The organism is Desulfonema magnum (genome assembly GCF_017377395.1).
Lineage (GTDB): Bacteria > Desulfobacterota > Desulfobacteria > Desulfobacterales > 4be13 > Desulfonema_C > Desulfonema_C magnum.
Genome location: NZ_CP061800.1, coordinates 6590468 through 6603754 on the forward strand (window position 1 = coordinate 6590468; position 13287 = coordinate 6603754).

The 13287-nt window shown below is 44.0% G+C and carries 10 protein-coding genes; all 10 read left to right on the forward strand.

Annotated features, from left to right (window positions below):
- Nucleotides 1-7: 7 nt before the first annotated feature.
- The 10 genes from dnm_RS25245 (at nt 8) to dnm_RS25290 (ending at nt 13251) form a co-directional block, all read left to right on the forward strand.
- Complete coding sequence (locus dnm_RS25245; protein WP_207679659.1) at nt 8-907, forward strand: formylglycine-generating enzyme family protein; 900 nt, start codon at nt 8-10, stop codon at nt 905-907.
- 339 nt (nt 908-1246) lie between these two features.
- Complete coding sequence (locus dnm_RS25250; protein WP_207679660.1) at nt 1247-2245, forward strand: methyltransferase; 999 nt, start codon at nt 1247-1249, stop codon at nt 2243-2245.
- A 904-nt stretch (nt 2246-3149) separates the two neighbouring features.
- On the forward strand, nt 3150-4115 hold the full coding sequence (locus tag dnm_RS25255) for a VIT domain-containing protein (protein WP_207679661.1): 966 nt from the start codon (nt 3150-3152) through the stop codon (nt 4113-4115).
- Complete coding sequence (locus tag dnm_RS25260; RefSeq protein WP_207679662.1) at nt 4112-5563, forward strand: AgmX/PglI C-terminal domain-containing protein; 1452 nt, start codon at nt 4112-4114, stop codon at nt 5561-5563. Before dnm_RS25255 ends, dnm_RS25260 begins: the two co-directional genes overlap by 4 nt.
- 139 nt (nt 5564-5702) lie before the next feature.
- Nucleotides 5703-7403, forward strand: a complete 1701-nt coding sequence (recN, locus tag dnm_RS25265; RefSeq protein ID WP_207679663.1) for a DNA repair protein RecN — start codon at nt 5703-5705, stop codon at nt 7401-7403.
- A 192-nt stretch (nt 7404-7595) separates the two neighbouring features.
- The gene (locus dnm_RS25270; RefSeq protein WP_207679664.1) at nt 7596-8048 is read left to right on the forward strand and encodes a type 2 periplasmic-binding domain-containing protein; all 453 of its coding nucleotides are present in this window, start codon (nt 7596-7598) and stop codon (nt 8046-8048) included.
- Between the two features lie 11 nt (nt 8049-8059).
- A complete protein-coding gene (locus dnm_RS25275; protein WP_207679665.1) occupies nt 8060-9292 on the forward strand; it encodes a hypothetical protein in 1233 nt (410 codons plus the stop codon).
- Nucleotides 9293-9666: 374 nt separating this feature from the next.
- A complete protein-coding gene (locus dnm_RS25280; RefSeq protein WP_207679666.1) occupies nt 9667-11205 on the forward strand; it encodes a methyl-accepting chemotaxis protein in 1539 nt (512 codons plus the stop codon).
- 602 nt (nt 11206-11807) lie between these two features.
- A complete protein-coding gene (locus dnm_RS25285) occupies nt 11808-12152 on the forward strand; it encodes a CGGC domain-containing protein (RefSeq protein ID WP_207679667.1) in 345 nt (114 codons plus the stop codon).
- A 934-nt stretch (nt 12153-13086) separates the two neighbouring features.
- Nucleotides 13087-13251, forward strand: a complete 165-nt coding sequence (locus dnm_RS25290) for a hypothetical protein (protein WP_207679668.1) — start codon at nt 13087-13089, stop codon at nt 13249-13251.
- Nucleotides 13252-13287 lie beyond the last annotated feature (36 nt).

Below are 13287 nucleotides of genomic sequence, written 5' to 3' on the forward strand. Positions count from 1 at the left end.
AAAAACTATGACAACGACAAAGAGATTTTTTGTGCTGTTTATCGCTTTTACATGGATTATTTTTCTTGTGATTCTGCAACCGCACAAGCGGTGGGGGGGATGGAATGATGATGAAGACAGCCCTCAGAATGCGAAAACAGCAGCCCTTCTGTCTGCTCCTGCAAAGCTGGCCGAACCACAGATTCCCAACTTCATCACCAACAGCATCGGCATGGAATTTGTCTATATTCCCCCGGGAAGATTTATGATGGGAAGCCCCCGGGGTGAGGCCGGCAGGTATGATGACCGGGAAACACAGCATGAGGTGACACTGACCAGTGGATTTTACATGCAGACCACTGAAGTGACACAATCCCAGTGGGAATCGGTGGTGAAAAAGAACCCGTCTTATTTTAAAGATTGCGGCGGGGACTGCCCCGTGGAACAGGTTTCCTGGAATGATGTGCAGGAGTTTGTCTGGAAGCTGAACCAGATGGAAAAATCAGGACGATACAGCCTTCCGACTGAGGCGCAATGGGAATATGCGTGTAAGTCCGGAACAACCACCCGGTTTAACTGGGGAAATGAGGAGGACTGTTTCAAAGCAAATTACGGTGTGTCCTTTGTCCATCATAAATGCAAGGGGATAAACCCCGGAAAAACAATGAAAGTGTCGAGTTTCCCGCCAAACTCCCTGGGGCTGTATGATATGCACGGAAATGTCTGGGAATGGTGTCTGGACCGGTTTAATCTTTATGTCTCAAATTCAGCCACGGATCCGGCAGGCGCGTATGCTGCCGTGGAACGGGTTTACCGGGGAGGCAGTTGGAGTGTCAGCGCGCGCTATTGCCGCTCGGCCAATCGTGACAGCGGTAATCCGAATGACAGACTCAGCAGCCTGGGATTTCGCCTGGTCAGGGAGCCTTGAGAGGGGGCGAGAGGCGAGGGGCAAAGGGCAAGGGGTTGTTATTTTGCTCGGTTTCTTAACACCCAACGCCCAACATCCAACACCCAACACCTAACACTTAACACTTAACACCTGGGGGGATGAAAATGTTTCCAAGGCTCTGAAAAAGCTGATCCCGTTTTTGTTCCCCGCATTTTTTAACTGCCTGATTTTTAAGTCATAAAAAATTTGCGGAATAAAAATGGGATCGCAATTGTCAGCCCGGTTTGTGACATTTTCATCACCCCACTTAACACCTAACACCTAACACTTAACACTTAACACTTAACACCTAACACCCGACACATAAGGAAGATAAATATGGAACCACAAGAATGGAGTCCGGGTAAGTTATTAGAAATATCCGGATATTACTGGAAAACCTGCACACTTCATGCCGGAGTCAGCCTTGATGTGTTTACAATTATCGGTAAAAAACAACTCACATCCGGGGATGTTGCCCAAAAGCTGAACGGGGATGAAAGAGCCGTGGAAATGCTTCTGAATGCACTTTCAGCAATGCATCTTCTGATCAAAACAGGTGACAAATATGCTAACACACCTTCGGGTGAATCTTTGCTTTCAAAGGACTCTTCCCAATATATCGGCTATATGATTATGCATCATTATCATCTGGTGGAATCATGGTCTCAGTTGGAACATGCCGTAAAAACCGGAAAACCTTTAAGAACAAGTTCGTCTCGCGGAGATGAAAAACAGCGGGAAAGTTTTCTGATGGGCATGTTCAACATCGGCATGAGCATTGCCCCTGAACTGGCAAAACAGACAGATCTTTCGGACCGGTGTCATCTGCTTGATCTGGGGGGCGGTCCCGGAACATATGCCATTCATTTTTGCCTGAACAATCCGCAACTCAGGGCAGATATTTATGATCTGTCCACGACCAGGCCCTTTGCCGAAAAAACCATTGAAAAATTCGGCGTAACAGATCAGGTCCGTTTCACAGAAGGCAATTATCTTGAAGACAGGATTGAGGAAAAATATGATGTGGCATGGCTGTCCCATATTCTCCACGGCGAGGGACCCGGGGACTGCCAAAACATTATCATGAAAACAGTTTCAGCCCTGAGCCCGGGAGGCATGATCATGATCCATGACTTTATTTTAGATAATACAACGGACGGCCCGCTTTTTCCAGCCCTTTTTTCCCTTAACATGCTTTTGGGAACCCCTCATGGTCAGTCTTATTCTGAAAAACAGATCATGGATATGCTTGCCAAAGCCGGTGCAAAGGATATTCGGCGTATTCCTTTCCGCGGTCCCACTGATTCAGGAATTATCACAGGGCGTGTTGAATAAAGAATCCTGATCTCGCCGGACGTACTACACCACTTTGAAAGTCCGTGGTCCCCTTTAATGACCTCGGCCGGTCATGCGAAATCAGCCTGTCAGCTTCCCGGCAGAGGGTGATGTATTTACAAAGTGGTGTAGTACAGGCTTTAAATTCCATAATCAAGTTTTTTTTGTCATTCCTGCGAAAGCAGGAATCCACTGTTCCCGAAGGCGTGGCATCTGCTAAAACCAGAATTCCGCTCCTTATTAATGCTGTTCCCTGTAATATAAAAATCTTGACTATTTTTATAAAAATACTACTATAGCCAGCATTGAAAATACGATAAAAAGGAGTGCCAAACTTACAGTTTGGCAATTCGGAAATCTGGCCTGATTATTTCCGACAAGTTTGTTTTATACCATTTTTTTAAATTAAATTAAACTCAACACATAAGAAGAAATAAAACCGCAGGAATATCAGATGAGAATTTGATTTTTTTCTGATGATAACAGATTTAGGGGATGGCCGGTAACGCCTCCACGGGGCTTGGCCGAGGGGCCTGCAAACCTGCCTACTACAAATATGTCGCCCCTACGGGGCTTGGTCGGCATATGCATCAGGCTAAGACTGCCGGACGGGGTTTGCAACCCCGTCCGAAACGTTTGTTTTCGGGGGTCGGAAAATATTTCGGACGGGGTTGCAAACCCCGTCCGGCAGATCACGGGTTAATAAAAACAATGAGTTACGATCTTAGCCTGATGCATATGGGCTTGGTCGGCCCTTCCCTAAATCCGTTATCGTCAGGATTTTTTTATCTTTCTTATCTGATATTTTTGCTGTTATGATAAAATTTCATAAAAATTTCAAGGTTTTTCCTAACACTTAACACCTAACACCTAACACTTTCATACAAAAAGGAAGGAATTCATTATGAAACGCATGAGTATCATCACTGTCATTTTGTTGTTCCTGGCATCATGGGGCTTTGTGCCTTCGGCGGCCTCGGCCCGGCCCGAAACGGAGAAAGCTGATAAAACCCTGTCACCGTATTTTTTTGTAAAAAGCGATGATCCCGGTGTTGATCAGTTGCCGTTGAAATCAACGGTCGCACAGGTGAATGTCGCGGGTGTGATCGCTGATGTGAAAGTGACCCAGGTTTATAAAAATGAGGGCAGACAGACCCTTGAAGCCATTTATATTTTCCCGGCATCCACAAGAGCTGCTGTTTATGGCATGAAAATGACTATTGGTGAACGGACCATCATTGCCAAAGTATGTGAGCGTGAACAGGCCCGGGAGGAATATGAACAGGCAAAACAGCAAGGCAAAACCGCTTCGCTCCTTGAACAGCAACGCTCCAATGTGTTTCAGATGAATGTTGCCAATATTCTGCCCAATGATGTCATCACCGTGGAACTGAGCTATACGGAACTGCTCATTCCCACGGACGGCGTTTATGAATTTGTCTATCCCACAGTTACGGGTCCCCGGTATTCCAATCAGCCCGAAGCCGCTGCCCCCCGGTCTGAACACTGGGTGAAAAATCCTTATCTTCATGAAGGAGAAGCTCCGACTTACACATTTGATATCGCTGTCAACCTTTCCGGGAGCATGCAGATTCAGCAGGTGATCTGCCCATCCCACAAAGTAAATGTCAATTTTGACGCGCCCTCAGTTGCCACAGTAAAACTTGACCCGTCAGAGAAATTTGGCGGAAACCGGGATTATATTCTCAAATATCAGCTTGCCGGAGGGAAAATCGAAACGGGACTGCTTTTGTATGAAGGGGAAAAAGAGAATTTTTTTCTGCTCATGTTACAGCCGCCGGAACGAGTGACCACCGCCCACATCCCCCCCGTGAATATATTTTCATTGTTGATGTTTCCGGGTCCATGAACGGCTTTCCTCTTGATATTTCAAAACAATTACTGAAAAATCTCATTGGAAATCTCCGACCTTCGGATAAATTCAATGTGCTGCTTTTTGCCGGTGCGTCCCAGTTTCTTTCAGAGCAGTCATTACCCGCGACCCCTGAAAATATTAACAAAGCCATTCAGGTGATAGACTATCAGCGGGGCGGCGGCGGAACCGAACTTTTGCCCGCGTTAAAACGGGCTTTGGCATTCAAAGGAACCCAAGCTTATTCACGGTCGTTTGTTATTGTGACAGATGGCTACGTCACGGTTGAAAAAGAGGCATTTGATGTTATTCGAAACAGCCTCGGTTCTGCCAATATGTTTGCGTTTGGCATTGGTTCAAGCGTAAATCGTTATATTATCGAAGGCATGGCACGCGTGGGAATGGGAGAGCCATTTGTCATCACAAAGCCGGAGGAGGGACCGGGCAAGGCAGAGAAATTCCGGAAATACATTCAGTTTCCTGTGCTGACCCGGGCAAAAGCGGACTTTGGAAACTTTGAGGTCTATGATGTCGAACCCCCGGGGATTCCGGATGTGCTGGCAGAACGCCCTGTGATCATCTTCGGCAAGTGGCAGGGGCAGCCCAAAGGCAAAATCCGACTCACCGGGATTTCAGGGAATCAGGAATATGTGAAAACCGTTGATGTCAGCCAGATCAGACCCCTTGATGTCAATGCGGCCCTTCCTTACCTGTGGGCGAGACACCGAATCGCGCTGCTATCGGATTATAACAATATAAGGCGGGATGATGGTAACACCAAAGAGATCACCCGATTAGGGCTTAAATACAATCTGCTTACCGAATACACCTCATTTGTCGCCATTGATACGGTAGTACGCCGTAAAGATGGAAAAGTAACCACAGTGAAACAGCCTCTGCCGCTCCCGGAAGGTGTTTCAGATTATGCCGTGGGCCAGCCGGTGATGCGGTCGGCAGTCCGTCGTTTGTCAAAAAGCATAAGACCCCCGGCGGTACCCGGGGGGCGGGGAATAGCAATGCCTCTCATTGAATCAGAAATGGCCGTTCCTCCTCCCGAGCCCAAGGAAGAAAGAGAAAAGGTTGTCTCAACTGATGAAACGCTTATGAAACCCCGGATTAAAGGTCTTGTACGAGATGTATCAGATCAGATAAAGGTATCCGAAAACCTGTCAGAACAGGAGGTTCAGCGTCTGTTACAGCGACATCTTAAAGAGATTGAGCATTGTTTTCGTCAGACGTTGCAAAAAGAATCTGGGAGAGGAGAAGCTGTTTTAAAAATTGTCATTGATGCTGCCGGACAGGTTACGGACATAAAATTCATCTCCGCAGCTTTGAAAAATGAAGACTTGAATACATGCGTCATAAAGCAGGTAAGAGAGTGGAAATTTCCCGTACCCGCAGACGGAAAAGTCGCATCAGTTGAATATTCGCTCATCTTCGAGTAGGAAATTTGAAATTTGAGAATTGAAACTTGAAACTCGAAACTGGGAGCCAAAAATTTGCCATGGCATTTCGGATTTAAAGTTTTCCGGTTTCAAGTTTCAAGTTTCAATTCTCAATTCTCAATTCTCAATTTAATAAAACATGGTTCGAGAACTTTTCATCAGAAATTTTGCGATCATAGATGATCTTCATATCTGTTTTTCAGAAGGGCTTACGATATTAAGCGGAGAAACCGGCGCGGGTAAATCCATCATTATCAACGCTGTCAACCTTCTGCTCGGGAGCCGGGCTGACGCCAGTTTTGTTCGCACGGGCGCGGATACTGCCGAGCTTGAGGTCTTATTTCAAATCGCACCGGACAGCAGGGTTGCTGAAATCCTGAAAAATCATGATTATGACAGCGCCGACGGGCTTGTGATCCGAAGAATTATTTCCCGAAACAGCAGACACCGAACATATGTCAACGGCCGCATCGCCACCATAAAAATTTTGAATTCCATCACCGAAAACCTGGCCAGCATATCTGGTCAGCACGCGCATCAGCTGCTTTTAAAAGAAGAACATCATCTTATGATAGTTGATCAGTTTGGCGGTCTGATATCCTTTCGGGAAAAGGTCAGCAGGTGTTTTCATGAAATCTTTCCCCTGATTCAGCAGCTAAATGATCTTAAAGCTGTCAGAGACCGCCAGACTGAACAAATGGCATTGCTTGAATTTGAAAAAAAAGATATTACAGAAGCGTGTGTAAGCTGCGGAGAAGATTCAGCCCTTGAACGGGAGCGAATGCTTCTCAAAAACGGAGAAACACTTTATCAGGCGGTTTACAGCGGAATTGAAGAACTTTACAGCGCGCAGAACGCCATTGTGGAACGACTTGTGGAGGTAAAAAAGCGTCTTGAAGGGGCATGTGAGATAGACCCTGATCTTTCTTCAAACGTGAGGGGCCTGGATGATACCACTTTCCAGATAGAAGATATTGTCGAAGGGCTCAGAACATACCTTAATAATCTCCAGATAAATGAAAAACGTCTGGAAGAAGTTGAGGAACGTCTGGACACGCTTCAACGCCTGAAGCGTAAATACGGAGGCTCCCTTGAGGCAGTGCTTTCACATCTTGAATCTGTCGAGCATGAGCTTTCCGGGATTGAGAATCTGTCCGATAACATAACAGAAACAGAGGAAAAGCTCTCCCAACTGCATGACAAGCTGACGGGACTGGCTTCGGAACTGTCTGAAAAAAGAAAGAACACAGCGAAAATTCTCTCTCAGAAGGTGGAAGGAGAGCTTTCCACGCTGAATATGTCTCAGACAAAATTTGAGATAGATATCCGGCCCATACCGGCAGCCCATGATACAGATCCGTATCTCAGAACAGAAGATAATGCCATAACCGAAATCGGAATGGACAAGGTGAGTTTTCTTATTGCTCCGAATGTGGGAGAATATCTGAAACCTTTGGCAAATATTGCATCAGGGGGAGAATTGTCAAGGGTTGTGCTTGCGTTAAAGGCCATATTGGCTGAAACAGAATCCGTGGAAACGGTCATTTTTGACGAAGTTGACGCGGGGATCGGGGGAAGCACAGCCGAGGTTGTGGGAAAAAAACTGGCCTCTCTTGCTGCTTATCATCAGGTTGTCTGCATTACTCATCTGCCCCAGATCGCAAAATTCGGCGAGCATCATTTAAGAATATCAAAGCATGTTTCAGATGGCAGAACCTGCACCACGATTGATCCGTTAGATAAAAAAGACCGCGTGCAGGAAATCGCCAGGATGTTGGGGGGGGTGAAAATGACCCAAGTGACGCTGGATCATGCCCTTGAGATGCTTCAAAGCCGTTAATTCCGGAGTGCAAAAATTTTATTTTTGCATTTGCATAAAATTCCGGAGTGCAAAAATTTTATTTTTGCAAGTGCGAAAATTTTATTTTCGCACTCCGGATAAAAATATTCTTTATAACTTTTGAATGAAAATCAGGGACCATAGCAAATGCTACCATATAACATTTTTACAAATGCCGGAGGTTGGAAACTCATGAAAAAGAGAATAAAAATCAGGCAAATGACCAGAAGAATTGTGACGCTGCTTTTTTTAGTTTTGGTGTGTCTTATTTGTATTTCAGTGTCATATGCCGCGGATGTCCTTATTATAGCCAATAAGGATGTTCCCGCAGATGTGTTGAGCAAAAATGAGATACGAAGTATATTCCTCGGTGAAAAGACCATGTGGGGAAAGAACCGGAAAATTACCTTTGTGATATTAAAAACAGCAGAACATGAGATGTTTCTCCGGGAATACCTTGGAAATACTGCCGCACAATACCTCAATTACTGGAAAAAAATGGTGTTTACTGGCAAAAGCAAGTCGCCGAAAGCATTCAGAACAGCAGAAAAACTTATTAATTATGTGTCTGAAAAGACCGGGACTATCGGATATATCCCTTCAGGCGCATACAATGATAAGGTAAAGACAATTTCTGTAAAATAGGAGACAGATAAATGAGAAAATCAGCCATATTTTTTGCATCAGTTTTTATTTTTATGATCCCCGCTTTTTTGTATCCGGTTTATGCTTTTGAGACAGGAGATATTGAGATTCACGGGTTTATCTCCCAGGGATATCTGCTCACAGATGAAAACAACTATCTCGCGGAAACCGAAGACGGAACATTCGAGTTTAACGAGATGGGGATAAATTTTTCCACAGACCTGACAGAACAGTTACATATTGGTATGCAGTTTTTTGCTCGTGATCTCGGAACCGTGGGAAATGATGACATTGTTCTGGACTGGGCCTTTGCGGATTACAGATGGCGGGACTGGCTGGGATTCCGTGCCGGAAAAATCAAAATTGACTATGGGCTGTATAATGAAACCCGGGAAATGGATATGCTTCGTACAAGTGTGATGCTTCCCCAGAGCGTATATTCTGAATTGTGGCGGGACAGTTTTTCCGGCATAAAAGGGGCCGCGTTATATGGCTATGTGCCTTTGTCGGTCATGGGACGTTTTTCTTATGATTTTCAGATCGGTGCAATGAATTTTGAGGAAGATGAGGGATTCAGTCTGTCTTTTGCCCCCAGGCTGCATGAGTCCATGTATATCGGCAACATGGATGCGGATTATGCGTGGTTTGCCGATTTCCAATGGCATACACCGCTTCCGGGTCTCAAGACAAAATTTACATATTATGAGATAGAGAATCTGAAGGCAGAGGGAGAGCTTTTTCTGTTAAGCCAAGAAGGAGAGATTCTCAATTCTTCTGCAACTTATGAATTTGAAGAAAAAGACGGATATGTGTTATCCCTTGAGTATGTTTGGAAAAATCTGGTTCTTTCCGCAGAATATGCAGAAGATGATTATCTGGCAAGAATGAATATTGAAGAACTGATTCAGCCCGAAGAAAGCAATTCGCCAAAAGTGACGAGCAAGGGATGGTATGTTTCCGCGTCTTACCGTTTTACGGACTGGTTTGAGACGGGTCTGAGTTATTCGGAATATTATCCCGATGAAGACGATAAGGACGGAGACAGAAAAAAACCTGGAGAAGAATTTACGTCGTGGCTGAAGGTGACCACGCTGTCCACTCGTTTTGATATCAACGAATACTGGATATTAAAGCTGGAGACAAGTTATAATGACGGATTCGGCGGCATAAATGTGGCGGATAATCCCGATGAACTGGAACCTTACTGGTTTCTGTTTGCCGCGAAAATGACCTTTAGTTTCTAACAGACAGTTCAAGTGTCTCAGACTGTGTTTAAAAAGTCCCGTAGGGACAGCATCTTTGTAGTATAAGAAAAGAAAAACCCCTGTCCCCTCCCGAGTCCCGAGGGGACGGCATATCCCAATGCTGTTGACTTAAGAGTAAGCGGGTTTTTCGGTATTTTCTCCGGAGTGCGAAAAATGCTTTTTCGCAAGCGCAAAAATATAATTTTTGCACTCCGGATCCGTTCGGAATTGCCTAAGTCAACAGCATTGACGGCATATCCGGGCTGTAAATATGCTGTCCCCCAAGGACTCCGGAACACGGGGCGGCATGTCATTGCTGCAAAAATATGCCCGTCCCCACGGGACGTTTCAAACACCTTCTCAGGAGTTAAATCATGCGGAAATCGTTAAGTGTCGCACAAAAAATAGGTCTGAGTCTGATGATTCTGATCATTGGATACTTTGTTTCAACAGGCGTCGCTTTTACTCTGGGACGAGAAACCGAGTCACGTCTTTACGGTATATCAGAATATCTGTTCACGGCTTCCAGCCAAAGCAAAATTGCCCTGTCCGCATTTGAGGAACAGATAAAATATTACAATGACATTATTATGGTCGGGAACATGGGAGGTTATATGGAACAGGCCCGGAAAAAGGCGGATGAAGTTCAAAACGCGCTTGAGGTTATTCTTACGCTGACAGGGATTCATAAGGACAAAATAAATGAGGTTCGCAGCACTTCGGAAGAATTGAAACGCTTTAATGCTGCCGCACAAGCTGTATATATGGAATACCTGAAAAAGAGTACTGATTTGGAAGATATATTTGAAAGTGAAGATGAAGAAAAAGAAGGGTTGGAAGATGAAATTTTTCGCATTGGTCAGCAGACCGGTGAATTTCGGGACAGACTTACGGCGTTTTCCCAGAATTTTTCTGATGAGTTAAAGGCTGAACTCGCGGATATCAGCAGCCTTATCCGGCGCTATCGGTATATAAATGTGATGATATTTTTCGGCATCGCAGGTTTTGTGGGAATAGCCGTCTGGCTGGTTATTTCGCGTTCTGTCACCCGACCTCTGAGCAGGATTATCAGAGATCTTTCGATTTTTTCGGCTGATATTGTCTCCGAAGCAGTCCAGAGATCGTGTGTCAGCCGATCTCTGGCTGACAGGTCTTCGCAACAGGCTGCCACGGTGGAAGAAATTTCCTCATCACTTGAGGAGATGTCGTCCATGACGAAGCGTAACGCACATAGCGCGGCAGAAGCCCATGATATTGTAGAAAAATTAATTGTTCTGGTCAAAAAAACAGATGTGTTTATGACAGAACTCATGGCGTCCATGTCAGATATCTCAAAGTCAAGCGAGGAGACCTTCAAGATCGTCAAAACCATTGACGAAATTGCATTTCAGACCAATCTCCTGGCCTTAAACGCGGCTGTCGAAGCTGCACGGGCAGGGGAGGCAGGGGCAGGTTTTGCGGTGGTGGCAGATGAGGTCAGAAATCTTGCGCTGCGGTCTGCCAAGTCCGCAAAAGACACGTCTGCTCTCATTGAAGAGACCGTAAAGAAGATAAAAGACGGTAGTAAAATTACATCTGATACCATTGAAGCCTTCAAGGCCCTGGCCAAGGATGCTGTGAGCATGAAAGAACTCATGGCTGAAATCGCTGCCGCATCCGATCACCAGGCTCAGGGAACTGAGCATGTCAATATTGGTATAAGCGAAATGGATCAGCTCACTCAGCAAAACGCAGCCAGTGCTGAACAGGTTGCGTCATATTCCATAGAAATGAACGTCCGCGCCGAACAGATGAAACGCATGGTGGATAAATTGACATCCCTTGTCGGGGGGCGTTCTTTTTCAGCTTCACATAGCTCTTCAGGAGACGTCAGACCGCTGAATTTAATTGAAGAAAACAATTTGAAGAAATAAGCTGCGAAATAAAGTGGTTGTCTGAACCCTGATTTACCTGATGAAAGGATTTCCGGGAGTTTTGTTCCGCTGAGTCCGCATGCTGATCTGCGCGGATTAGCGATAAGCAGAGATTTGTCTGATTCATTATGAAATCCATGCTTATCGCTATCTGAATGGATTATGGATAAGCAAGGATTTTTGTGATTAATGACAAAATCCTTGCTTATCCGCTAAAGTGTGGACATATTGCCAAACGGTAAGTTTGACGCTTTTTTGAACATGCTTTGCTCTCAACGGAATATGAAATTTGAATGTTTTTTCAGGTATTGAAACTTTTATGATCCGCTGGCCCATATCTGACACTTTCATATGTAACGGATCCTGAGCAGATTGGTTTTATAAAAAATATGCGATGAAACAAAAAAATTGTTGCATAATTGTATTTATTTTTTTATAGAACTAATGAGAATATTCTTGTTATTCGTCATAGACGAATTCGGATATGCCAATCTGAATCCGGTTTTCAGTGTGAAAAATCGTTTTCACACCTGTTGATTGTTATAAATCAACTTGCTGGATTTCAACGAAATTCATGCAACAAAACAAAAAAGGAGTTCAAAATGGAAAAAGTGGCAGTTGTAGGTTGCGGCGCTTATATGGACAGCGGCTACGGATGTCCCGGGGAATGGCGATGTCTTAAAGCAGCAGCTCTCGGAGAGGGAAAATTTGAGGAACCATCTCAGGTCGTTATTTTTGTAAAATGTGAATGTCCGGGCAGAGCCTTAGTTCCCACCATGGGCATGTCAATGAAATTATCAGAAATAAAACCAGATAAAATTTATCTGAGTTCCTGTCTTGTCAATGCCAAACCTGGATGCCCTTATTCAAATGCCGATGAAATGGCACAGATTCTGGAAAAGAATACCGGAATTAAGGTGATTCAGGGAACACATGATTATCATTAATGTTTGAAACTTGCAACTCGAAACTCGAAACTTGAAACCCGAAATTCGAAACTCGAAACTCGAAATTCGAAATTCGAAACTCGAAATTCGAAACTCGGAACTTGAAACTCGAAATTCGAAACTCGAAACTTGATGGCGAATGTCGGATGCTCAGTTTTCAGGAATGAATTGATCCGATATCTGTAGTTTCAGCACTGGTCCGGTTCAATGGGAGTTTATATAAATACCGTTATCCGTTTAGTCAGAGATATGACAACCTGATGATTTTCAAACAGGATATACCTTATTCCGCCTAAAAATCCCGTTGAACTGAGCCCGTGTTCAATTCCCGCCTCCGATCCCCCTATAATAATTTGATAATTCATTATACCAATTCACTATTGAAATCAAGTATTGAAAAAGTACAATTATCTGCAACAGAACAAAATAAAGCTTTTGTATAGTATGATTTCAAAACTCAAATGGTATTACCATCCGATTTAGCCAAAAGTAGCTTTTGTCCCCCTGAAAATACTCCCTTTACCCCATTGACTGATTTTTTATTTTGTAACATAATATCAAAGAGCTTTTTTAAGCCTCTGTTTTTTATAAGATTTATTATAAAAGCAACGTCAGTTGACTGAATTATTTGTAATCGTTCAGATATTCAGACCCCGGAGTAGCCAGGAATAATTTTCCGGACTGTCCCGGGATAGACTGATTTTTTTTGCCGGCTGTTTATGCGGACAAAGATTTTGAAAAATTTTTGCCTGATTGTTCCTGTTGCGGGGTGATTATGAAAACAGAATAATAAAAATTAGTTAAAAAAATAAGTAAAACAAATTTTTTGGGATGACGTAAAAAACAAATCGTTCAATTGTATAAGCAATATAGACAGAAAGAATAAAAACTAACTCAACAATTAACGAATGATTATAAAAAAAGGGGGGGAAGAATGAAAAAGTTTTCAGGGGTTCTGCTTATAATAGCTTTTATTTTTATAATAGTCGTATCATCTTATGCGGTCAGCTATTCTGATTCTGAGTGGGCTTCAATGCTTCTTTTAGGTTTTGGCTTGGTCGCCTTTGCAAGCTTTATAAGAAATTTCGGAAAAAACTGAGCTTGCTGTATCCCGACGGAGAACGGGCTTGGTAAA